Annotated in this window: 20 protein-coding genes and 1 tRNA gene; 15 read left to right on the top strand and 6 right to left on the bottom strand. The window is 70.2% G+C overall.

Translation table 11 applies throughout. The features are described from left to right. The first annotated feature begins 7 nt into the window (after positions 1–7). The 6 genes from SCNRRL3882_RS25980 to SCNRRL3882_RS25955 all read left to right on the top strand — a co-directional run bounded on the left by SCNRRL3882_RS25980 (position 8) and on the right by SCNRRL3882_RS25955 (position 6,545). The gene (locus SCNRRL3882_RS25980; protein WP_102514863.1) at positions 8–688 is read left to right on the top strand and encodes a haloacid dehalogenase type II; all 681 of its coding nucleotides are present in this window, start codon (positions 8–10) and stop codon (positions 686–688) included. 408 nt (positions 689–1,096) lie between these two features. After that, on the top strand, positions 1,097–2,128 hold the full coding sequence (locus SCNRRL3882_RS25975; RefSeq protein WP_010049286.1) for an extracellular solute-binding protein: 1,032 nt from the start codon (positions 1,097–1,099) through the stop codon (positions 2,126–2,128). Continuing rightward, the gene (locus SCNRRL3882_RS25970) at positions 2,121–3,287 is read left to right on the top strand and encodes an ABC transporter ATP-binding protein (protein ID WP_231911173.1); all 1,167 of its coding nucleotides are present in this window, start codon (positions 2,121–2,123) and stop codon (positions 3,285–3,287) included. The genes SCNRRL3882_RS25975 and SCNRRL3882_RS25970 overlap by 8 nt, the downstream gene beginning before the upstream one ends. 3 nt (positions 3,288–3,290) lie before the next feature. Further along, positions 3,291–4,193, top strand: coding sequence for an ABC transporter permease (locus SCNRRL3882_RS25965; RefSeq protein WP_231911092.1), 903 nt, complete (start codon positions 3,291–3,293; stop codon positions 4,191–4,193). After that, a complete protein-coding gene (locus SCNRRL3882_RS25960; protein WP_040904585.1) occupies positions 4,190–5,032 on the top strand; it encodes an ABC transporter permease in 843 nt (280 codons plus the stop codon). The genes SCNRRL3882_RS25965 and SCNRRL3882_RS25960 overlap by 4 nt, the downstream gene beginning before the upstream one ends. Before the next feature lie 46 nt (positions 5,033–5,078). Next, a complete protein-coding gene (locus SCNRRL3882_RS25955; RefSeq protein WP_102514861.1) occupies positions 5,079–6,545 on the top strand; it encodes an NAD-dependent succinate-semialdehyde dehydrogenase in 1,467 nt (488 codons plus the stop codon). 115 nt (positions 6,546–6,660) lie between these two features. On the opposite strand, the gene SCNRRL3882_RS25950 is transcribed toward SCNRRL3882_RS25955, so the two are convergent. Further along, positions 6,661–8,238 (bottom strand): beta-N-acetylhexosaminidase, encoded by a 1,578-nt coding sequence (locus tag SCNRRL3882_RS25950; RefSeq protein ID WP_010047878.1) that lies wholly within the window; start codon positions 8,236–8,238, stop codon positions 6,661–6,663. 80 nt (positions 8,239–8,318) lie between these two features. Here SCNRRL3882_RS25950 and SCNRRL3882_RS25945 point away from each other — a divergent pair, with 80 nt between their 5' ends. Beyond that, positions 8,319–9,200, top strand: a complete 882-nt coding sequence (locus SCNRRL3882_RS25945; protein WP_010047879.1) for a DUF4429 domain-containing protein — start codon at positions 8,319–8,321, stop codon at positions 9,198–9,200. A gap of 15 nt (positions 9,201–9,215) precedes the next feature. On the opposite strand, the gene SCNRRL3882_RS25940 is transcribed toward SCNRRL3882_RS25945, so the two are convergent. Further along, complete coding sequence (locus tag SCNRRL3882_RS25940; protein WP_010047880.1) at positions 9,216–10,781, bottom strand: purple acid phosphatase family protein; 1,566 nt, start codon at positions 10,779–10,781, stop codon at positions 9,216–9,218. A gap of 186 nt (positions 10,782–10,967) precedes the next feature. Between SCNRRL3882_RS25940 and SCNRRL3882_RS25935 the strand changes: the two genes are divergently transcribed. Both SCNRRL3882_RS25935 and glmS read left to right on the top strand, forming a co-directional pair. Beyond that, entirely contained in the window at positions 10,968–11,225 is a 258-nt protein-coding gene (locus SCNRRL3882_RS25935) for a hypothetical protein (protein ID WP_010047883.1), read from the top strand. A 13-nt stretch (positions 11,226–11,238) separates the two neighbouring features. Then, positions 11,239–13,056: a glutamine--fructose-6-phosphate transaminase (isomerizing) gene (gene glmS, locus SCNRRL3882_RS25930; RefSeq protein WP_010047885.1), complete on the top strand. Its 1,818-nt coding sequence runs from the start codon at positions 11,239–11,241 to the stop codon at positions 13,054–13,056. A 148-nt stretch (positions 13,057–13,204) separates the two neighbouring features. Here glmS and SCNRRL3882_RS25925 read toward each other — a convergent pair whose 3' ends face one another. Further along, positions 13,205–13,771, bottom strand: coding sequence for a GPR1/FUN34/YaaH family transporter (locus SCNRRL3882_RS25925; protein ID WP_010047887.1), 567 nt, complete (start codon positions 13,769–13,771; stop codon positions 13,205–13,207). Positions 13,772–13,894: 123 nt separating this feature from the next. Further along, the gene (locus SCNRRL3882_RS25920) at positions 13,895–14,422 is read right to left on the bottom strand and encodes a universal stress protein (RefSeq protein ID WP_010047889.1); all 528 of its coding nucleotides are present in this window, start codon (positions 14,420–14,422) and stop codon (positions 13,895–13,897) included. A gap of 306 nt (positions 14,423–14,728) precedes the next feature. On the opposite strand from SCNRRL3882_RS25920, the gene SCNRRL3882_RS25915 reads away from it, so the two are divergent. The 6 genes from SCNRRL3882_RS25915 (at position 14,729) to SCNRRL3882_RS25890 (ending at position 19,499) form a co-directional block, all read left to right on the top strand. After that, positions 14,729–15,061 (top strand): hypothetical protein, encoded by a 333-nt coding sequence (locus SCNRRL3882_RS25915; RefSeq protein WP_010047890.1) that lies wholly within the window; start codon positions 14,729–14,731, stop codon positions 15,059–15,061. Between the two features lie 377 nt (positions 15,062–15,438). Continuing rightward, positions 15,439–16,728: a helix-turn-helix domain-containing protein gene (locus tag SCNRRL3882_RS25910; protein WP_029181738.1), complete on the top strand. Its 1,290-nt coding sequence runs from the start codon at positions 15,439–15,441 to the stop codon at positions 16,726–16,728. A 134-nt stretch (positions 16,729–16,862) separates the two neighbouring features. Next, positions 16,863–17,465, top strand: coding sequence for an oligoribonuclease (orn, locus tag SCNRRL3882_RS25905; RefSeq protein ID WP_010047894.1), 603 nt, complete (start codon positions 16,863–16,865; stop codon positions 17,463–17,465). 115 nt (positions 17,466–17,580) lie between these two features. Next, positions 17,581–17,653, top strand: a tRNA-His gene (locus SCNRRL3882_RS25900). A 98-nt stretch (positions 17,654–17,751) separates the two neighbouring features. Further along, on the top strand, positions 17,752–18,942 hold the full coding sequence (locus SCNRRL3882_RS25895; RefSeq protein WP_029181739.1) for an MFS transporter: 1,191 nt from the start codon (positions 17,752–17,754) through the stop codon (positions 18,940–18,942). A gap of 26 nt (positions 18,943–18,968) precedes the next feature. Then, positions 18,969–19,499: an NUDIX hydrolase gene (locus tag SCNRRL3882_RS25890; RefSeq protein WP_040904347.1), complete on the top strand. Its 531-nt coding sequence runs from the start codon at positions 18,969–18,971 to the stop codon at positions 19,497–19,499. Here the strand turns inward: SCNRRL3882_RS25890 and SCNRRL3882_RS25885 are convergent. Next, positions 19,429–20,250 carry a serine/threonine-protein kinase gene (locus SCNRRL3882_RS25885; protein WP_010047900.1) on the bottom strand — a complete coding sequence of 274 codons (822 nt, stop codon included), beginning with the start codon at positions 20,248–20,250 and terminating at the stop codon, positions 19,429–19,431. The two genes, SCNRRL3882_RS25890 and SCNRRL3882_RS25885, sit on opposite strands and share 71 nt — an antisense overlap. Beyond that, positions 20,247–21,302, bottom strand: coding sequence for a LacI family DNA-binding transcriptional regulator (locus SCNRRL3882_RS25880; RefSeq protein WP_010047902.1), 1,056 nt, complete (start codon positions 21,300–21,302; stop codon positions 20,247–20,249). The genes SCNRRL3882_RS25885 and SCNRRL3882_RS25880 overlap by 4 nt, the downstream gene beginning before the upstream one ends. Positions 21,303–21,501 lie beyond the last annotated feature (199 nt).

Below are 21,501 nucleotides of genomic sequence, written 5' to 3'. Positions count from 1 at the left end.
TATCGTCATGGCCATTCCCTCGTTGCAGTTCCGGCCGAAGTACGTCTCGTTCGACTGCTACGGCACACTGATCGAATACCCGATCACCCCCATCACGCGTGAACTCGTCGGCGATCAGATCCCGGCCGAGCAGTGGGACCAGTTCGTGCGCGAGTTCCGCGGCTACCGCTACGACCAGGTCCGCGGCGAGTACTACCCCTACGAGCAGGTGTTGCAGGACTCCTTCGAGCGGGTCTGCCGCAAGTGGGGTGTGAAGGCGGCCCCGGACGCGGGCAAGCGGTTCGCCGACGGCGTCCGCAGCTGGGGGCCCCACCCGGACGTGGTGGAGCCGCTGAAGAAGATGGGCGAGCACTACAAGCTGGTGATCCTCTCCAACGCCGACGACTCCTTCCTCGCGGAGAGCGTGCCGAAGCTCGGGGCAGAATTCCACGCGGTCTTCACCGCGGAGCAGGCCGGTTTCTACAAGCCCCGCTACGCGGCGTTCGAGTACATGCTCGACCAGCTCGACGCCTCCCCCGAGGACTTCGTACACGTCGCCTCGCACACCCGGTACGACCACATGTCGATGCACGACATGGGCTTCCGCAACCTCGTCCTGCTGGACCGCGGATACGACCCGGTGACCCACGGCTACGACTACGTGACGGTGAAGTCCCTGGACGACCTCAACACCATGCTCGGCATCTGACCCGAGCAACATGAGTCCCGCACCGCACACACACGCGCGCTTTTCCCGCGGTTTGTGTTCGCCGTGCGGGACAAGAATCCGGTGCCTTCCGCACCTGTTCGACAGAGCCACTGCGGGCCCGGCGGCAATCAAAGCGACTGGAAATAAGCCGTCGTGTCACAGCGACGGGTCTGATTACTGGCGACACCGCTGCACATGGCAGCGTTCTCTTCTCTCCCGGTCTCGCGCGGCGCCTTCAGCAGCCCCGAGCCGTTTCCTTCCGCCGATTACGGCGTAACAGCAACAGCCCCTCCCAGGACCAGCACGTCCCTGCAGCAGATACCCGTGTATCCCCAGCGATTTCCAGGAGGCACCGCCATGGAAGGCAACCGGATTGGACGCAGAACCGTACTCCGCACCGCAGGCGCAGTGGCCGCAGCCACCGCCCTCGCCGGCTGCGGCACCGCGACCGGCAGCAGCTCGTCCGGCGGCGGCAGGAAGAGAATCGTCGTCAGCAACAGCGGCGGCGCCTACAACGACGCGCTGACCAAGGCGATCTACGAGCCGTTCACCAAGGAGACCGGCATCACGGTCACCACGGTCAACTACCAGTCCGCGCAGGTCATCGCCCAGGTCAGGCAGGGCCGGCCGCAGGTCGACCTGATGGACAACTCGCTGCTGATCTTCCAGAAGATGGCCCGCCTGGACTGTCTGGAGCCCGTGGACCACGACCGGCTGAAGAGCGCCAAGGGCGCCGGGATCGCGGTCCACAACCTGCCGGAGTACGCGGTCGGCAAGAACGTGTGGGCGAGCCTGATGGCCTACCGCACCGACAGTCTGAAGCGGGCGCCCAAGAGCTGGGCCGACTTCTGGAACACGGACGCCTTCAAGGGTCCGCGCTCGCTGCAGAGCGCGGAGGTGGATCTGCCTGAGCTGGAGTTCGCGCTGCTGGCCGACGGTGTGCCGCTGGACAAGCTGTACCCGCTGGATGTGGACCGGGCCTTCAAGGCGATGTCGCGGATCCGCGGCGACGTGAAGAAGTTCTGGAACACCGGTGCCCTTCCAGCGGTGCTGCTGGGCCGCAAGGAGGTCGTCGCGACCAGCCTGTGGGCCGGCCGCGCGGACGAGCTGATCAAGCAGGGGCAGCCGGTCGCGTACCAGTGGAACGGCGCCCGCAGGATGACCAACGGCTGGGGCATCCCGAAGGGCGCGGACAACACCGACGCGGCCTACAAGCTGATCGACTTCTCGCTGCGCCCCGAGGTCCAGGCCGCGTTCGCCAAGCTCTACCCAGGCGGTCCGGTCGTCCCCGGCGCCGTCAAGCTGCTCTCGGAGGATGTCCTGGCCACGCTTCCGACCTCGCCGCAGAACCTCAAAACCGGGTTCGACGCCGATGTCGCCTGGTGGGACAAGAACCAGGAGGCGGTCACCAAGCGCTGGCAGGAGTGGGCCGATGCCTGAGCGCCCCACGAGCCTGACCGCCGGAGGCCTATCGGCTGACGACCTCGCCGCTGCCCTGGCACCGCGGTCGTCTCCCCTGACGGGGAAGTCGTTGTCGGTGACGGGGCTGCGGAAGTCCTACGGCGGGACGACGGTGGTCGACGGTGTGGACATGGAGATCGCGGCGGGTGAGTTCGTCACCTTCCTCGGCTCCTCCGGTTCCGGCAAGACCACCACGTTGATGATGCTGGCCGGGTTCACCGAGCCGGACTCCGGAACCGTCAGCGTCGACGGCCGGGACATCACCGGCCTCAACCCCGGCAAACGCGACTTCGGTTTCGTCTTCCAGCAGTACCTGCTCTTCCCGCACATGACGGTCGAGGAGAATGTCGCCTTCCCGCTGCAACTGCGTGGGGTGTCCAAGGCGGAGATCCGCCGCCGGGTGGGTGAGACGCTGCAGGCGGCGGGCCTGTCGAAGTTCGCCGGCCGCAAGCCGCGTGAGCTGTCCGGCGGTCAGCAGCAGCGGGTCGCCCTGTGCCGGGTGCTGGTCTACCGCCCGCCGATCGTCCTGATGGACGAGCCGCTGGGCGCGCTGGACAAGAAGCTGCGCGACCAGATGCAGACCGAGATCAAGACCATCCAGCGCGAACTGGGCCTGACCGTCGTCTACGTGACGCACGATCAGGAGGAGGCCCTGGTCCTGTCGGACCGGATCGCCATCATGAAGGACGGCCGGATCGAGCAGTTCGACACCCCGCGCGGCCTGTTCGAACACCCCCGCACCCCGTTCGTCGCGGACTTCCTCGGCGCCGCCAACTTCCTCAACGGCAAGGTGGAAGAGCCGGCCGCGGACGGCTGCACCCGCGTGCGCCTGGACACCGGCGGCGTGCTCACAGCCCGAGAGCACCCCTGTGTTCCGGGGCAGCGGGTCCGGGCAGCGGTCCGGCCGGGCAAGCTCCGCCTGGTCAGTGCCGAGGAAGGCTGTTGTACCGGCACGGTCGAAACAGCGGTGTACGTCGGTTCGCTGACCCGGATCTCGGTCCGTCTGGACGGCGCCGCTCCGGGGACGCCGCCCCTGCGGATCGAGACCGCCGTCGCTCCGCCGCGCGTCGGTGAGCGGGTCTGTGTGACCGCTGAGCGTGAGGACGTCAGTGTCTTCGACGCGACGGACGGGGGGTGAGCCGTGGCCGGCACCGCTCTCGCACCCGGCAAGGTGCGTGTGAAGACGTCCGAGAAGCGCGGGCACCGTTCACGGATCGCGCTGGTCAACGCCGTCCCCGTCACGGTGTTCCTGCTGGTGCTGTTCGTCTACCCGATCATCGGGGTGCTCTCCCTCAGCCTGAAGGGCGACACCGGCGGCTTCACCCTGCACTGGTACACCGACGCCCTCAGCGGCGTGAACCTCTCCGTGCTGATCTCCACCCTGCGCATCTCCGCGGAGACCGCCGTGCTCAGTCTCCTGGTGGGGTTTGTGCTGGCGCACGCCATCGCCCGGATGCGGCCCGTCTTCGCCGCCCTGGCCATGCTGATCGTGGTCGTGCCGCACTTCATCAGCGCCCTGGTGCGCACCTACGGCTGGATCATCATGCTCGGTGATCACGGCTTCATCAACACGCTGGCCACCTCCGTGCACGCCCCCGGCGCGCCGTACTCGCTGCTCTACAACGAGACCGGTGTGGTCATCGGCACCACCTCGGTGATGCTCCCCTACACGGTGTTGATCCTGCAGGGCGTGATGCGCGGTGTCGACCGCAGGCTGCTGGCCGCGGCCGCCGGGTTCGGCGCAAGCCGGTTGACCATCTTCCGCCGTGTCTACCTGCCCCTGGTGGCCCCCGGTGTGGGTACGGCAGGCCTGCTCAGCTTCATCCTGTGCCTGGGCTACTACATCACCCCCGCCCTGATGGGCGGCGACAAGCAGACCGTCGTCGCCGCGCTGATCGACCAGCAGGTGATGAAGCAGGACCAGTGGAACTCCGCCGCCGCCTTCGGCGTCATCCTGCTGCTGCTCACCTTCGCCGGCCTCGGTGTCCTCGGTCTGGCCAAGCTCCGCCGCAAGAAGGCGGCCGCACGAAGGAGCGGCTCATGATGGAACTGCCCGCCACCCGAGCCGGACACATCGGCCGCGCCCTGAGCGCCACCGCGATCCTGCTGTTCCTGGCCATGCCCATCGTCATCATCCTGGTCACCTCCTTCGGCGCCGACGGCATCGGCACCTTCCCGCCGAAGGAGTACAGCACCCGCTGGTACGAGCAGATAGCCGCACCCGGCAGCGACTGGGCCACCTCCATCGCCCTGTCCAGCCTCATCGCCGCACTCACCACGGTCTTCTCCCTGATCCTGGGCGTGACCGCCGCCACCGCCCTGGCCCGCGGCCGGCTGCCCCTGCACGCGGCGGTCTACGGACTGGTCCTGGCCCCCATGCTCATCCCCCAAGTGGTCATCGCGCTCGGGTTGTTCCTGTTCTTCGAACCGGCCGGCATGCTCGGCAGCCCCCTCGCTATCGCCCTCGGGCACACCGTGCTGGCCGCACCCATCGCGGTCCTCATCATGATCTCCACCCTGAAGGGCATCGACGAACGCCTCGAAGACGCCGCCGCCAGCATGGGCGCCAGCCGCATGACCATCGCCCGGCGCATCACCTTCCCCCTGGCCACACCCGGCCTGATCGCCGCCGCCGTGTTCTCCTTCATCACCAGCTTCGACGAGTTCTTCATCGCCCAGTTCCTGTCGACCCCCGACACCCGCACCCTGCCGGTGCTGGTCTTCAACGCCCTGCAGTTCGACGTCGACCCGACCGTCACCGCGGTCAGCGCCGTCCTCATCGCACTCGCCATCCTGGCCCTCGCCCTCGTCGCCGCCGTCCGCAAACTCGGCGGACACCGCAACAGCCAAGGCGGCGTCCTCCCCGTCGAACCCCTCACCTGAGCCTGGATCACCGTCAGGAGTTCGATCAGTCAAGGAGAAATCAGCCATGACCACGCGCGTTGTCCGTGACGTCCCTAAGCGGTTGTTCATCGGCGGTAGCTGGCAGGACGCGGAGTCCGGCCGGACTCTGTCCGTCGACAACCCGGCCACCGGCGAGGAACTGTGCCAGGTCGCCGACGCCTCCCCGGCCGACGGCCGGCGTGCCGTCGAGGCGGCGGTCGCCGCGCAGGCGGCCTGGGCCGCCACCCCACCCCGGGTGCGCAGCGAGATCCTGCGCCGCGCCTACGACATCATCATCGCCCGCACCGAGGACCTCGCGCTGCTGATGACCCTGGAGATGGGCAAGCCCCTGACCGAGGCGCGCGCCGAAGTCGCCTACGCCGCCGAGTTCTTCCGCTGGTTCTCCGAGGAGGCCGTGCGCATCGACGGCGGCATGATGACCGCCCCCGACGGCAGGAACCGCCTCCTGGTCACCCGCCAGCCGGTCGGGCCCTGCCTGCTCATCACCCCGTGGAACTTCCCCCTGGCGATGGGCACCCGCAAGATCGGCCCCGCCATCGCCGCCGGCTGCACCATGGTCCTCAAACCCGCCCCCCAGACCCCACTGTCCTCCCTGGCCCTGGCGGAGATCCTCACCGAAGCGGGTCTGCCGGCCGGCGTGCTGAACGTCGTGCCCACCACCGACGCCGCCGGCGTCGTCGAGCCCCTGCTGCGCGGCGGGCAGATCCGCAAACTCTCCTTCACCGGCTCCACCCAGGTCGGCCGCATCCTGCTGGCCCAGTGCGCCGGCACCGTGATCCGCACCTCGATGGAACTGGGCGGCAACGCCCCCCTCATCGTCTTCGACGACGCCGACCTCGACACCGCTGTCGAGGGCACCATGGTCGCCAAGATGCGCAACATGGGCGAGTCCTGCTGCGCCGCCAACCGCATCTACGTCCACACCTCCGTCGCCGACGAGTTCGCCTCCCGCCTAGCCGCCCGCATGGCCGCCCTCACCGTCGGGCCCGGCACCGAACCCGGCACCGACGTCGGCCCCCTCATCGACAACGCCGGCCGCAGCAAGGCCCACGACTTGGTGCGCGACGCCGTGAAACGCGGCGCCATCGTCCTGACCGGAGGCGAACTCCCGGGCGGGCCCGGCTGCTTCTATCCGCCCACTGTCCTCACCGGCGTCACCCCCGACGCCGCCATCAGCGACACCGAGGTCTTCGGCCCGGTCGCCGCCCTCCTCACCTTCGAGACCGAGGACGAGGCCATCGCCGCCGCCAACGACACAGAGTTCGGCCTCGCCGCCTACCTCTTCACCCAGAACCTCGACCGTGCCCTGCGCGTCAGCGAACGCCTCGAAAGCGGCATGATCGGCGTCAACACCGGCCTCGTCTCCAACCCCGCCGCACCCTTCGGCGGCGTCAAGCAGTCCGGCCTCGGCCGCGAAGGCGGACGCGTCGGCATCGACGAGTTCCTGGAGTACAAGTACCTCGCCGTGCCCGTGGCAGACGGACGCGGCTGAGCGGCTCCCTCATCAAGGGCTGGCCGGGCGGGGAGATCGGGCAGTTACCGACGGACGTGCGAGTCGCGGGGGGCGCGGGGAACTGCGTGACAAGCCCCCCGCACCCGCAGACGCGTCACCGCCCGCCGGCCCCCCACGGCACCTGCGGCGACCGGTACCACTCCATACCCAGGGCATCCCACCGCTCGGCCTGCGCGGCAAGCCGCATCTTGTACCGCTCCCAGTCATGGGTCCCCACCGGCGACCACCCCAGCTCGGCAACCCCCGGCAACCGCGGAAACGCCATGTACTCGATGTGCTCGGAGTTCTCGAGAGTCTCCGACCACATCGGCGCCTCGACCCCCTTCACGGCACCACCCGGCACTCCGGGCAGATACGCCCCCGGATCCCAGTCGTACGACCGCTTCACCTCGACATGACCGGCCCAGGACAGCCCCAGCGGCGTGTCCTTCGTGTACTTCATGTCGAGGTACACCCGGTCGGCCGGGGACAGAATCACTCCGGTCCCGCTCTGCGCGGCCTTCGCGACCCGCGCCTTCTCCTCGGCACCGGTGCCGTCCAGTCCCCAGTACTGGGCGAGAGCTCCCTTCGCCGGCGTCGCCCCGGTCAGCTGGTGCCAGCCGACCACCGTCTTGCCGTACTCGGCGACGACCGGCTGTACCCGGTCCATGAACTTCACGTAGTCCTCGTGGCTGGTGGAGTGCGCCTCGTCGCCACCGATGTGCAGGTACCTGCCCGGCGTGAGCGCGGCGAGTTCCCGGATCACGTCGTCCACGAAGTCGTACGTGATGTCCTTGCCGACGCACAGCGAGCTGAAGCCGACCTCGGTGCCGGTGTAGAGCGGGGGTGCCACGCCGTCGCAGTTCAGGTCGGCGTAGGAGGCGAGGGCGGCGTTGGTGTGGCCGGGCATGTCGATCTCGGGCACGACCTCCAGGTAGCGGGAGGCGGCGTACCGCACGATCTCCTTGTAGTCGGCCTTGGTGTAGAAGCCGCCCGGGCCGCCACCGACCTCGGTCGACCCGCCGTAGGTCGCCAGACGCGGCCAGGAGTCGATGGCGATGCGCCAGCCCTGGTCGTCGCTGAGGTGCAGATGCAGCTTGTTGATCTTGTAGAGGGCGAGTTGGTCGATGTAGCGCTTGACCTGGTCGACGGTGAAGAAGTGCCGGGAGACATCGAGCATGGCGCCCCGCCAGCCGTAGCGCGGGGTGTCGGTGACGGTGCCGCCCGCGACGAGCCAGGGGCCGGGCTGGACGGTGTCCTTCTCGACGGCCGCGGGGAGCAGTTGGCGCAGGGTCTGCACGCCGTGGAAGAGACCGGCGGGCCGCGCGGCGGTGATGGTGACGCCCTTGCGGCCGCTGTCGAGACGGTAGCCCTCGGCGCCGAACGGGCCGTCGGCGAGGCGGAGTCGGATGCCTCCGGTGCCGTGGACGGTGACGGGGAGGCGGTAGCCGGTGGAGGGGCGGAGGATCTTCGCGAGGTACTCGCCGACGCGGCGGGTCTCGCGGGAGTCGTCGACGCGTATGTGGGTGCCACGGGTGATCCGGTAGGGGGACCCGCCCGGGGCGGCCGAGACGGGCGCGGGAATCACGCGGTCGAGCGGGGTGGGTGATGCCGCCGTTGCGGGAGCGGCCCCCGTCACGGAGACGCCCGTCGCGACCAGCAGCAGGGAACCGAGAAACCGAAGCGTTCTCACAGAACCGTCCCTTCCATGAGCCGTTGAGCTCCAAGAGGTCTGGACCACTCTCTCGTGACATGGATGGAACAATCCACCCCATGGCGGAAATCATCCAGAAGGACGGCACGTGGGCTTTCGACGGCGACGCTCTGCGGCTGACCCCCGGGCGGGACAAGAACGTCAGTCTGCTGCGCAGGGAGCTGGGTGAACTGGTCATCCCCCTGGGGGCGTTGGCCGGGATCTCCTTCGAGCAGGGCAAGAAGGCGGGGCGGCTCAGGCTGCGCCTGCGCGACGGAGCCGACCCGCTCCTGCACGCCACGGGCGGCCGGCTCACCGAGCCCCACGACCCGTACCAGCTGATCGTGGAGTCCGACCGCTACGGCGTCGCCGAGTACTTCACGGACGAGGTCCGGGGCGCCCTGCTCCTCGACCAGGTCCCCGCCGACCCGGTCGACGCGTACCTGCTGCCGGGCCCCTCCGTCCCCCTGTCGGTCTCCGCCGGGGACGGCACCGCCGGCTTCGACGGCGAGCGCATACGCCTGGAGTGGAACTGGAAGACGGAGGACGCCAAGGCAGCCGCCGGTGCCCGCACGCTCATGCTCACCGACATCACGGGCGTGGAGTGGCAGCCGGCGGCCGGCCTGGAGAACGGCTACCTCCGCTTCACCGTGCGGAACGCGCCCACCAAGGCCCCGCCCAAGTACGACCCCAACGCCGTGGAGCTGTGGGGCTTCAAGAAGGACCCGCTGATGGCGCTGGTCGCGGCGGCGGTCCAGGCCAGGCTTCCGCACCCGGCCCGGCCCGCCGACGACATGGGGGACGCCCGACCGGAGCCGCCTTCTCCTCCGGTCGCCTCCGCCGAGGACGAGCACGACGCCCTGCTGCGCCGCCTGCGCGAGCTCGGTGAGCTGCACCGCACGGGCGTGCTGACGGACGAGGAGTTCGCGCTCGCCAAGCAGGCGATCCTCAAGCGGATGTGACGCCCCCTCGGGGCGCTACTTCGCCCGGCGGGCCACCGTGAAGTGGTCGATCCGCTCACCGGTCTCCGCGATGCCCTGCACCTTCAGAGTGGTGTAGTGGCCTCGCGGCGCCGGGGTGACGTCCACGCGCAGGAACGAGTAGTTCAGATAGCGGACCCGCGACCAGGCCACGGTCTCGTTCTGCTTGCCGTCCTTGAGGTTGACGAAGGAGGCCACCGAGTCGACCTCGTGCTCGTGCCCCTCGTAGGAGTCGGGCGCCGAGAAGGCGTACAGGCTGCGGCCGGCCGCGCCCGCGGTCACGTACACCACGCCCTCGGTCTCGGGGTAGGCCGTGCCGCCGATCGGCAGCTTCTTGGCGACCTTGTCGCCCTTGATGACGTCGGTGCGCTCGTACTGGTGGTTGTGGCCGTTGATGACGAGGTCCACCTGGTACTTCTCGAACAGCGGCACCCACTCCTGGCGCACACCGCCCTCCGAGGCGTGCGCGGTGGAGGTGCAGTAGGCGCAGTGGTGGAAGAACACGACGACGAAGTCGATGTCCTTCGCGGCCCGGTACTTCTTCAGCTGTGCCTCGAACCACTTGGTCTGGGTGCCGCCCGAGATTCCGAGGTTGGCCGGGATCTCGAAGGACACGTCGTTGGGGTCGAGCGAGATGACCGCCGTGTTGCCGTAGACGAAGGAGTAGACGCCCGGCAGGTGCTCCCTGTCCGGCCCGTTGTCGGGAAGCGTGAAGCGGGCCTGCTCACCGCCGTACCCGTTGGGCGAGTACCAGGCCTCCATGTCGTGGTTGCCGTACGACACCATCCAGGGGACGGACTTGGCGACCGACTCGGTCTGGGCCAGGAACTGGTCCCAGGTGCGCGAGTCGAAACCGGTGTCGGAGGTCTTGCCCTGGCCGGTCGGGTCGCCGTAGGCGATGTCGCCGGCGTGCAGGTGGAAGACCGGGTTCTGGCCGAGGATCAGGCTGTCGTTGGCCAGCGCGTGGTAGCTGACGCCCTGGTCGCCGAAGGCCGTGAAGGTGAAGGGCGCCTTGTGCGCGGGGGCGGTGGTGAAGGTGCCGAGGGTGCCCAGCAGGTGCGGCTCGGCCGGGTCGAAGCCCTGGTGGCCGACGCCGTAGTAGTAGGTCCGGCCCGGGCGCAGGTGGGTCAGCTTGGCGTGGACGTAGTACTGGGTGTGGTCCCCGCTCGCGCCTACACCGGCCGGCGTGAAGAGGGTGCGGACCTCGGCGTCGATTTTGCGGGAGAGGTCGGTGGGGTGGGCGCCGATCCGGATGAACGGCTTCTTGACGGCGACCGGGACCTGCCAGGAGACGGTCATCTCCGTGCGCGGATCGTTGCCGTAGGCGAGGTGGCGGCCGAAGGGGGCGACGAAGGCACCGTCGACGGCCTCGGTCGCGGGAGCGGTCCGCGCGGTGGGAACGGCGGCCTGGGCGGTGGCACCCGGTACGAACGCGCCACCGGTGACGGCGCCGAGCGTGACGGCACCGCCTCTGATCATCGTGCGCCGGGAGAATCTGGCGCGCAGGTACTCGTGCTGCTCGGCCATGCTCATGCGCTCGGCGAGCCGCTCGGGTACGCCCATACGAGGAATGTCCATGGCGTCCAAAAATCGACGCCTCGGGCAACGGGATACCGGCCGCCCGGTGGACGCTTCACGAACAGGCGCTCATGACAGATTCAACGTTCCCCCAAAAGATTCCAACAGCCACCTGCCCGAAAGCGGGCAGAATTCTTGCGAAAGCTCTGCCCGTGCCCCAGGATCTAGCGAGTGCACGACGAACTCGTTGATCATCTGACGCGGTCCACCCCCCTCAACCGGGGTGAGGCGCTGCGCGTGATCCAGGACGTGCTCGCCTACTTCGACGAGACGACCGAGGAGTACGTCCGTCGCCGCCACCGCGAGCTCCAGGCCCAGGGCCTGGTGAACGCGGAGATCTTCGAACGGATCGAGGCGGATCTCAAATATCGCGCGGTGGCACCACCGGAGCTCTCGCTCCGGCAGCTGCGGCGCATCGTCTACGGCTGAGGAATACGTATACATGTGCGGAATCGTCGGTTACATCGGGAAGCGTGACGTCGCTCCCCTCCTCCTGGAGGGCCTCCAGCGCCTGGAGTACCGCGGGTACGACTCCGCGGGCGTCGTCATCACGTCCCCGAAGGCCTCCGGCCTGAAGATGGTCAAGGCCAAGGGCCGCGTCCGCGATCTGGAGGCCAAGGTCCCGGCCCGCTTCAAGGGCACGACCGGCATCGCCCACACCCGCTGGGCCACCCACGGCGCCCCCTCCGACGTGAACGCCCACCCGCACCTCGACGCCGAGGGCAAGGTCGCCGTCGTCCACAACGGCATCATCGACAACGCCGCCGACCTGCGCCGCAAGCTGGAGGCGGACGGCGTCGAGTTCCTCTCGGAGACCGACACCGAGGTCCTCACCCACCTCATCGCCCGCTCGCAGGCCGAGAAGCTGGAGGACAAGGTCCGCGAGACCCTCCGGCTCATCGAGGGCACCTACGGCATCGCCGTGCTGCACGCCGACTTCCCCGACCGGATCGTCGTCGCCCGCAACGGCTCCCCGGTCGTCCTCGGCATCGGCGAGAAGGAGATGTTCGTCGCCTCCGACATAGCCGCCCTGGTCGCCCACACCCGCCAGATCGTCACCCTGGACGACGGCGAGATGGCCACCCTGAAGGCCGACGACTTCCGCACGTACACGACGGAGGGCACCCGCACCACCGCGGAGCCCACCACCGTGGAGTGGGAGGCCGCCTCCTACGACATGGGCGGCCACGACACCTACATGCACAAGGAGATCCACGAGCAGGCCGAGGCCGTGGACCGCGTGCTGCGCGGCCGCATCGACGACCGCTTCTCCACCGTGCACCTGGGCGGCCTCAACCTCGACGCCCGCGAAGCCCGCCGCATCCGCCGCGTGAAGATCCTCGGCTGCGGCACCTCGTACCACGCGGGCATGATCGGCGCCCAGATGATCGAGGAGCTGGCCCGCATCCCCGCCGACGCCGAGCCGGCCTCGGAGTTCCGCTACCGCAACGCGGTCGTCGACCCCGACACCCTCTACATCGCCGTCTCCCAATCCGGCGAGACCTACGACGTCCTCGCCGCCGTGCAGGAGCTCAAGCGCAAGGGCGCGCGGGTCCTGGGCGTGGTGAACGTGGTCGGCTCCGCGATCGCCCGTGAGGCCGACGGCGGCATCTACGTGCACGCGGGCCCGGAGGTCTGCGTCGTCTCCACGAAGTGCTTCACGAACACCACGGTCGCCTTCGCCCTCCTCGCCCTCCACCTGGGCCGCACCCGCGACCTGTCGGTCCGCGACGGCAAGCGGATCATCGAGGGTCTGCGCAAGCTGCCCACCCAGATCGCCGAGATCATGAAGCACGAGGAGGACGTCAAGAAGCTGGCCCTCGACTTCGCCGAGGCCCGCTCGATGCTCTTCATCGGCCGGGTGCGGGGCTACCCGGTGGCCCGCGAGGCCTCCCTGAAGCTCAAGGAGGTCTCCTACATCCACGCCGAGGCCTACCCCGCATCCGAGCTCAAGCACGGTCCACTGGCCCTGATCGAGCCCGCCCTCCCCACGGTCGCGATCGTCCCCGACGACGACCTCCTGGAGAAGAACCGCGCCGCCATGGAGGAGATCAAGGCCCGCAGCGGCAAGATCCTCGCGGTGGCCCACCAGCACCAGGAGAAGGCCGACGAAACCATCGTCGTCCCGAAGAACGAGGACGAACTCGACCCCATCCTGATGGGCATCCCCCTCCAGCTCCTCGCCTACCACACGGCCCTGGCCCTGGGCAGGGACATCGACAAGCCCCGCAACCTGGCCAAGTCGGTGACAGTCGAGTAGTCGGCTCTTGGGGGCGCGGGCAACTGCGCGACAAGCCCCCACCCGCCCGTACAGGCCACACAAGAGGACGGACCCCCACGCGCTGCCACCAGGCACAGGGGGTCCGTTTTCATCGCCGGGAAGCCGCCCAACTCCCCGGCCTGCGCGGCTAACCGGTGGCCGTCACTCCCCGGCCCGCAGCGCGTCGCGGAACCGCCGTGGGCCAGTGCGCGAGCACCGCCGTGGCCGCGTACCAGGCGACGGCCCCCGCCGCCACGGCGAACCACCCACCGGCCTTCGCGAGTCCGTCGTTCTCGGCGAACACGGCGATCGCGAGGAGCAGCAGCGAGACGAAGAACAGCCCGTACACGCCCTGCCCGAGCTGGTCCCCGCCGGCGAACGTCAGCGACAACACCACCAGCGCGAACAACAGCAGGAACAGTCCCGCCGCGTTGGTGGAGACCTGCGCGTCGGCCGACACGGCCCACGTGAACCACAGCGCCCCGAGCACCGAGAACGCCGTCCCGCCGACGGAGTCGCCCCCGCGCAGGGCCAGCAAGCCGGCGGCGAAGAGGGCAATGCCGCCCACGTACTGGGCGACTGACACGGCGTCAGCGGCTGACACCCCGTCGATCACAGCGGTGTGCCCCAGCCCGAAGGCCAACAGGGTGATTCCCAGGGCGAGTCGACCGGCCACGGTGGTGATTCCGCTTCCCGCGGAGACGTCTTTGTCCACGGCGGGCTCCCTTAGTGCATGTGCAGTTGTGCGGTGTCCCGTATATGCCCTTCACAAGGGCACAAACACCTCTACGCGCGGGTAGATTTACGCGCCGCACAAGGGAGTTGTTCCTGCGTGACGTCAGGGAATGACGATGACGGGCCGCTGCGCCCGCTTGGCGAGCCGCCCGGCGACGGAGCCGAAGATCCGCCCGACGATGCCGTGGGTCGACCCCACGACGATCGCGTCGGCCTCGTACTCCCGGCCGACCTCTTCGAGTTCGTGGCAGATGTCGCCGCCGCGCTCGACCAGGATCCAGGGCACCTCGGCGAGGTAGTCCGCACACGCCAGCTCCAGCCCGAGCACCTCGGTCCGGTGGTCCGGCACGTCCACGAACACCGGCGGCTCGCAGCCGGCCCACACGGTGGTCGGCAGCCGGTTGGCGACGTGGACGATGATCAGGCCCGACCCGGAGCGATGGGCCATGCCGATCGCGTACGCCAGGGCGCGCTCACTGGACGTGGAGCCGTCGAAGCCGACGACGACCCCGTGCTTGAAGGCGGGATCGCAGGAGTGGCGTGGCTCTTCCGCCGCCAGGGGCTCGGCCGCCGTGGGATCGGCGACGGGCCGCTTGCGGTCCGCGGGTTCGAAGAATTCGTGACCGGCCATGGCTGTCTCGGCGTTGTGATCCTTTATGGGAGGGACAACAGTGTGCGGCGGAGCTGTGTCCGGGAATGGTCTTCCCAACCCCATACCCCCAAGGGTACGGCGGCACGCCTCCTTAGCCCAGATCCCGCCCGCCGTGCGTGCGGGTTCCAGGGAGCATGCACGAGGCACCGCCCGTAACGCAATGGTTGCTGCGCTGTACAGGCGGTTTGCACGGGATTCACTTACCCGTGGAGGTGAGCGGGTCACACAGTGACCTGCTCACCGGCCACGCGTTGAACCCCGTGAGTCACGCCACAGGGAGCACCCATGCCCGGATCCCGTCCCGCCTCCGAGGCGGACCACGCGGCCCCGCCACCGCGGGACACCGCGACGGACGTGGTCCGCTGGGCGGCCTTCAGCTGCCTGCTCGTCCCGGTCGTGCTCCTCGGCTACGGCGCCTCCCTGGCCGATGCCGCCGGCACGGCCCTCGGGCTCGCGGCCGTCACGGGCGCCTGCCGGGTCCTGCTGCGCCAGTCCGAGCGCGGCGCGGCCCGGCTGGCGGCCGAGGACCGGGCCCCCCACCGGGGCCGGCACCACCGCACCGGAACCGGGTCGCACCGCGGTGGACGGCACACTGGCGGGGATACACCGGTCGGCTGACCGGTTTCCGCGCACGCGCACGCTGCTTTTCAGCCAACTTCTCGCACCTGTGCATCACCCTCCCTGACCACCCCCCAACCCCCGTTCGACCTGCACGGAAAGGGCCTCAGGGGTGCTGCGCACCCTACGCGGATTGGCCACTGCGACAAGGCGCACTTCCCTGCACGCCCCACGAGTGCAACGCTTCGTGATCGAATGCTTCACGCCAAGTTGCCAAGTCGACAATGTGCCGAGTGCCGAACCGGCCACTGCGGCGCGACGGGACACAGTAGATTCGATCTTGACTGTCTACGGCGGGGGACTCGTGCAGGACCGAGGGGAAACGTGCAGGAGCGACACAACCGAGGAGCCGCGACCACCGAGGGGGGCTTAGCAGTATGAGCCACGACTCCACTGCCGCGCCGGAAGCCGCGGCCCGGAAGCTTTCCGGGCGACGTCGCAAGGAGATCGTTGCGGTGCTGCTGTTCAGCGGCGGCCCCATCTTCGAGAGTTCCATACCTTTGTCGGTGTTCGGGATTGACCGCCAGGACGCCGGCGTGCCGCGCTACCGACTGCTGGTGTGCGGCGGCGAGGACGGCCCACTGCGGACCACAGGGGGCCTGGAACTCACCGCACCGCATGGCCTGGAAGCGATCTCGCGCGCGGGCACGGTCGTCGTACCGGCCTGGCGTTCGATCACTTCTCCGCCACCCGACGAGGCGCTCGACGCGCTGCGCCGGGCACACGAGGAGGGCGCCCGCATCGTCGGGCTGTGCACCGGCGCCTTCGTCCTCGCGGCGGCGGGCCTGCTGGACGGCCGACCCGCGACGACACACTGGATGTACGCGCCGACGCTGGCGAAGCGCTATCCGTCGGTGCACGTCGATCCGCGGGAGCTGTTCGTCGACGACGGCGACGTGCTGACGTCGGCGGGCACGGCCGCGGGCATCGACCTGTGCCTGCACATCGTGCGCACGGACCACGGCAACGAGGCGGCAGGGGCCCTGGCCCGGCGCCTCGTCGTGCCCCCGCGCCGAAGCGGCGGGCAGGAGCGCTACCTCGACAGGTCTTTACCGGAGGAGATCGGCGCCGACCCGCTCGCCGAGGTCGTCGCCTGGGCGCTGGAGCACCTCCACGAACAGTTCGACGTGGAGACGCTGGCGGCACGCGCGTACATGAGCCGTCGTACGTTCGACCGCCGCTTCCGCTCGCTGACCGGGAGCGCGCCGCTGCAGTGGCTGATCACGCAGCGGGTTCTCCAGGCGCAGCGCCTGCTGGAGACGTCGGACTACTCGGTGGACGAGGTGGCGGGGCGCTGCGGCTTCCGGTCGCCGGTCGCCCTGCGCGGACACTTCCGCCGCCAGCTGGGCTCGTCGCCGGCCGCTTACCGGGCGGCGTACCGCGCCCGGCGCCCGCAGGGCGAGCGGCCGCAGGACACCGAGGCCGCACCGGGCGGTCCCGGGTCCGGCATGTCCGGGCCCGCGGGGCATCCCGGCCAGCCGGGCCAGGCGCCCGCCTCGCTGCATCCGGAGCACCCCGTCCCGCTCCAGTCCCGCCGTACGGCGGCGGCGAGCGCGGTCGGATCGTCCCCGGCCCTGTCCGCGTCGGCGTCGTCCGCGTCGGACAACGGGCGGGAGGCCTACGTGCCGAGCCGGGCGAGTCTGCCGGGGCAGCGCAGCGCGACGTGAGCCGGTGACCGGGCCCGCGGGGAGGTGAGCCTCCGCGCGGGCCCGGTGCCGTTTCGGCACGCAGGCGCGCCGCCGGCCACGAGGTCACCGCACGGCCGGTCCGGCCCGCGGCGGCTCACCGTAAGGTGAGACACATGAACGATCGCATGGTGTGGATCGACTGCGAGATGACCGGCCTCTCGCTGTCGGACGACGCGCTCATCGAGGTGGCCGCCCTCGTCACCGACTCCGAGCTGAACGTGCTCGGCGAGGGCGTGGACATCGTCATCCGGCCGCCGGACCGCGCGCTGGAGACGATGCCGGACGTGGTGCGTCAGATGCACACCTCGTCCGGGCTGCTCGCCGAGCTGCCGGACGGCACGACGCTGAAGGACGCCGAGGAGCAGGTCCTGACGTACGTCAGGGAGTTCGTCAAGGAGCCGGGCAAGGCCCCGCTGTGCGGCAACTCCGTCGGCACGGACCGCGGCTTCCTGCTGCGTGACATGCCGACGCTGGAGGACTACCTGCACTACCGGATCGTCGACGTCTCGTCGATCAAGGAGCTGGCCCGCCGGTGGTACCCGCGGGCGTACTTCAACAGCCCGCAGAAGAACGGCAACCACCGGGCGCTCGCCGACATCCGCGAATCCATCGCCGAGCTGCGCTACTACCGCGAGGCCGTCTTCGTCCCGCAGCCCGGGCCCGACTCGGACACCGCGAGGAAGATCGCCGCGAAGCACGTGCTGCCTGCGCAGTAGCCGTGCCGGGGGCCCGCGGAGGGGCGCCGCGAAAGCCGGGCGCGAGCACCCCTTCGGACCCTGTACACTTTTTCTCGGCCGGTCGGGGAAATCACTGACCTCCAAGCCGGTCGTGGTGGGTGTAGCTCAGCTGGTAGAGCACCTGGTTGTGGTCCAGGATGCCGCGGGTTCGAGTCCCGTCACTCACCCTGAGTAATCAGCCGGTGGCTTCGCGTCGAAGCCACCGGCTGATGCTTTTGGCGCGCCGGTCCAGGGCCGGGCAGCGGCCGGGCTTACGGTCGGCGGCATGGACGGTGAGCGCCGAGGGTGGCTTGCGTGCGTGCTCAGCGGGACGGTGTTCGCCGTGTGCATGGCCGGCACCACGCTGCCGACTCCCCTCTACCCCCTCTACCAGGACAAGTTCGGGTTCTCCGAGCTGACGGTGACCGTGGTGTACGCCCTGTACGCCTTCGGGGTCATCGGGGTTCTGCTACTGGTCGGCAACGCCTCGGACGCCGTGGGCAGGCGCCCGGTGCTGCTGTGCGGCCTGGGCCTCGCGGCGGCGAGCGCCGTCTGCTTCCTGTGCGCCACCGGGCTGGGCTGGCTGTACGCGGGGCGACTGCTGTCAGGACTGTCCGCGGGTCTGTTCACCGGTGCGGCCACGGCGTACGTGATGGAACTCGCCCCGGACGGCGGCGCCTCCCGGGCCACGTTGGTGGCGACGGCCGCCAACATGGGCGGATTGGGCTGCGGCCCGCTGCTCTCCGGCGTGCTCGCGCAGTACGCCGGCTGGCCGCTGTACCTGCCGTTCGTCACGCACCTCGTGCTGGTGGCCGGGTCGGCCGCCGTCCTGTTGCGGCTCGCGGAGACCGTACGGGAGCGGAGACCGCTGCGCGCCGTCCGGCCGCAGCGCCCCGCGCTGCCCCCGCAGGTGCGGGCGGTGTTCGCCCCCGCGGCGATCGCCTCGTTCGCGGGGTTCGCCCTCTTCGGGGTGTTCACCTCGGTCAGCCCGGAATTCCTCGCCGAGTCCCTGCACGTGGACGACCACGCCGTGAGCGGGCTGGTCGTCGCGCTGGCGTTCTTCGCGTCGACGGGCGGGCAACTGGCGGTCGGCGGGGTCGGTGTGCGGCGCTCCCTCCCGCTGGGCTGCGCCGGACTCCTCGCGGGGCTGGCCCTGCTCGCGGGCGCGCTGCGGTGGGACCTGATGTCACTGGTGGTCCTGAGCGCACTCGTCGGCGGCGCCGGGCAGGGCCTGGCGTTCCGCGCCGCGCTGTCCGAGGTCGCCGGGGCGTCTCCCGAGCACCGGCGGGCGGCGGTGCTCTCGACGCTGTTCGTCGTCGCCTACGCCGGCATCTCGGTCCCGGTGATCGGCGTCGGCCTTCTGACGGACCGGATCGGCCTGGAGGGCGCGGGCCTGGTCTTCATCGCCTGCATGGCGGTCCTGGTGTCGACGGCGGCCGTCTACCTGGCCCGGCGTCCGGCAGAGGCGAGGGTCTGACTGTCCCTCTGTGCGATCGTGACGCCATGGGTGAGCCGGTGGAGCGGGTCGACGAGCGGGACAGGGTGATCGGGGTCGTCGACCGGGACGAGGCGATCCGGCACGGCTGGCTGCACCGGGTCGCGACCACGGTCTGCCGTGACCCGTGGGGACGGGTGCTGGTGTACCGGAGGCCGGAGCACGTGTCCCGGTTCCCGGGCCACTACGACTGGCTGGTCGGCGGGGGCGTCGAGGTCGGGGAGACGTACGAGGAGGCCGCGGTCCGGGAGCTGGCCGAGGAGCTGGGGGTTCGGGTGCAGGTGCGGTTCGTCTTCAAGTTCCTGTTGCGAGGGGCGATCAGCCCGTACTGGCTGGGCGTGCACGAGGCGGTCGTCGCCGAGCCCCTCGCTCCCGACCCGGCCGAGATCGCCTGGCACGGCTGGGTCGGGGAGCGGGAGCTTCAGGAGGCGCTGCGGCGGTGGGCGTTCGTGCCGGACGGCGTGGACGTCATGCGGCGGTGCCCGGGGCTCCGTGCGCCGAGCGGCGCCACGCCGCCGTCAGCTCCGCCACGCTCGTGAAGCGTTCGGCCGGGTCCGTGCGCGTGGCCCGTTGCACGAGCGCCAGTTGGGCCGCCGTCCCTCGCCACGTGGGCTTCTCGCCGGCCGTGTTCAGCAGGAGGCGAATGGCGCGGCCCAGGGCGTGCACGGTGGTGCGGGTGTCGATCGTCGAGCCGCGTTGCCATTCCTCCGGGGCCATGAAGCGCCGTGAGCCCGGCAGGCGGTCCGCCTGGAGCACGAACGGGCCCGGGCGGTACTCGTCCAGGTCGATCAGGTGGAGTTCGCCGGCGTCGAAGTCGTAGAGGAACGCGCCGTCGTAGAGGTCGACGGCGACGAATCCCGCGGCCTCCACCGCCAGGTGGGCATCCAGGAGATGGCCGATGGTCCGCAGCACCCGGGGGACGGGGAGGTCCTGGAAGCGGGCCAGAGGACCTGCGTGCCGCAGCGACGCGGGCGAGTACAGGGACTCGCCTCGGCGCCAGGGCAGCACCACCGCCGTACGTCCGTCCCCCGTGGCGAACCGGTGCAGTTGGGGGACGATCGCCGGATGCCGTACCGCCCGGTGGAAGGCCCAGGCGCGGTGCAGCGACCGCTCGGCGGCGTCGGTCGTCGCCTCCTTCACGAACCAGCGTTCCCCGTCGGCGAGCCGGACCCCGTACGACACGCAGCCCGAGTCCTGGTCGCGGAAGGCCCGGAAGACCTCGCCCACCGTGCGCAGATACGGCTCGGTCCGAGCGACCTCGGTGATCTCCAGCAGGGGATGCGGCGTCACGACGACGACCGGGGCACCAGCTCCGTGGCCAGGACCACCTGCCGTCGGTCCAGCCCCCGGGACGCCAGGGGGCGGCGGTCGGCGACCTCCGTGAGGAGGAGGTCTATCATCCGGCGGCCCATCTCCTCGATGGGCTGGCGGACGCTGGTCAGGGGCGGTTCCATGTGGCGGGCGATGGCGGAGTCGTCGTAGCCGACGAGCGCCACGTCGTCGGGGATGCGGCGCCCCGCCTCGCGCAGCGCATGGCGGGCACCGGCCGCGGTGACGTCGGAGCCGGCGAAGACCGCGTCCAGGTCGGGCCGGCGCTCCAGCAGCGCCGCCATGGCACGGCTGCCGCCCTCCTCCGTGAAGTCGCCCGGCTCGATCAGCGCCTCGTCGGCCTCGTGGCCCGCGTCGCTCAGCGCGTCGCGGTAGCCGTCGATGCGGCGCTGGGCGCCGTAGACGTCGAGGCGGCCGGTGATGTGGGCCACCCGGCGGCGGCCGCGGGAGAGCAGGTGCTCGACGGCCTGCCGGGCGCCGCCGTAGTTGTCCGAGTCGACCGACGGCAGCGTCTCCCCCGCCGATCGCGGGCCGCTGATCACCGCCGGGATGTCCAGCTGGGACAGCAGGTCGGGCAGCGGATCGTCCGCGTGGACCGAGACCAGCAGGACGCCGTCCACCCGGTGGGCGGCCAGGTACTGGGCGAGACGGCGGCGTTCGCGGTCGCTGCCCGCGAAGATCAGCAGCAGCTGCATCTGCGTCTCGGACAGCTCCGCCCCGACACCCTTCAGCATGTCCGAGAAGTACGGCTCCGCGAAGAACCGGGTCTCCGGCTCGGGGACGACCAGGGCGATCGCGTCCGTGCGGTTGGCGGCCAGGGCGCGGGCCGCGGTGTTCGGGACGTAGCCGAGCTCGGCGACCGCCGCCTCGACGGCCGCACGGGTCGCGTCGCTGACCCGGGGCGAACCGTTGATCACCCGGGACACCGTGCCGCGGCCGACACCGGCGCGCGCCGCCACCTCTTCGAGGGTGGGCCGGCCACCGCTTCGGCCCCGCGCTCCGTGGCTTGCCATGGGCTCCGCCTTCCCGTCCACACCCGCACTCTGCGGCTGGCCTGGAATTTAACAGGCTCGCCGGCTGGAGTGACCGCTGCCGAGGCCTGCCGCCCCCGGCCTTCCGCTTCGGCCGGGGGGCAGGTTCGACTGGCCTGATACCGCCGTCCGGGGCCGCGACAAACTGCGGCCCGGGTCCAGTTAACAGCCCGATAACTGA

This window comes from Streptomyces chartreusis NRRL 3882, assembly GCF_900236475.1.
Lineage (GTDB): Bacteria > Actinomycetota > Actinomycetes > Streptomycetales > Streptomycetaceae > Streptomyces > Streptomyces chartreusis_D.
Note: the sequence above shows the minus strand (reverse complement) of the source record. Positions and strands in the feature narration are given on the sequence as shown.

Bases quoted from the DNA above. Each gene is read 5' to 3' on its own strand.
- SCNRRL3882_RS25940 (WP_010047880.1), bottom strand. From the start codon at position 10,781: ATGGGCGTACCCGAGCGGCTCGCCGAGCGCATGAGCATGGCCGAGCAG.
- SCNRRL3882_RS25910 (WP_029181738.1), top strand. From the start codon at position 15,439: ATGAGCCACGACTCCACTGCCGCGCCGGAAGCCGCGGCCCGGAAGCTT.
- glmS (WP_010047885.1), top strand. From the start codon at position 11,239: ATGTGCGGAATCGTCGGTTACATCGGGAAGCGTGACGTCGCTCCCCTC.
- SCNRRL3882_RS25880 (WP_010047902.1), bottom strand. From the start codon at position 21,302: ATGGCAAGCCACGGAGCGCGGGGCCGAAGCGGTGGCCGGCCCACCCTC.
- SCNRRL3882_RS25915 (WP_010047890.1), top strand. From the start codon at position 14,729: ATGCCCGGATCCCGTCCCGCCTCCGAGGCGGACCACGCGGCCCCGCCA.
- SCNRRL3882_RS25890 (WP_040904347.1), top strand. From the start codon at position 18,969: ATGGGTGAGCCGGTGGAGCGGGTCGACGAGCGGGACAGGGTGATCGGG.
- orn (WP_010047894.1), top strand. From the start codon at position 16,863: ATGAACGATCGCATGGTGTGGATCGACTGCGAGATGACCGGCCTCTCG.
- SCNRRL3882_RS25955 (WP_102514861.1), top strand. From the start codon at position 5,079: ATGACCACGCGCGTTGTCCGTGACGTCCCTAAGCGGTTGTTCATCGGC.
- SCNRRL3882_RS25960 (WP_040904585.1), top strand. From the start codon at position 4,190: ATGATGGAACTGCCCGCCACCCGAGCCGGACACATCGGCCGCGCCCTG.
- SCNRRL3882_RS25945 (WP_010047879.1), top strand. From the start codon at position 8,319: ATGGCGGAAATCATCCAGAAGGACGGCACGTGGGCTTTCGACGGCGAC.
- SCNRRL3882_RS25980 (WP_102514863.1), top strand. From the start codon at position 8: ATGGCCATTCCCTCGTTGCAGTTCCGGCCGAAGTACGTCTCGTTCGAC.
- SCNRRL3882_RS25920 (WP_010047889.1), bottom strand. From the start codon at position 14,422: ATGGCCGGTCACGAATTCTTCGAACCCGCGGACCGCAAGCGGCCCGTC.
- SCNRRL3882_RS25895 (WP_029181739.1), top strand. From the start codon at position 17,752: ATGGACGGTGAGCGCCGAGGGTGGCTTGCGTGCGTGCTCAGCGGGACG.
- SCNRRL3882_RS25970 (WP_231911173.1), top strand. From the start codon at position 2,121: ATGCCTGAGCGCCCCACGAGCCTGACCGCCGGAGGCCTATCGGCTGAC.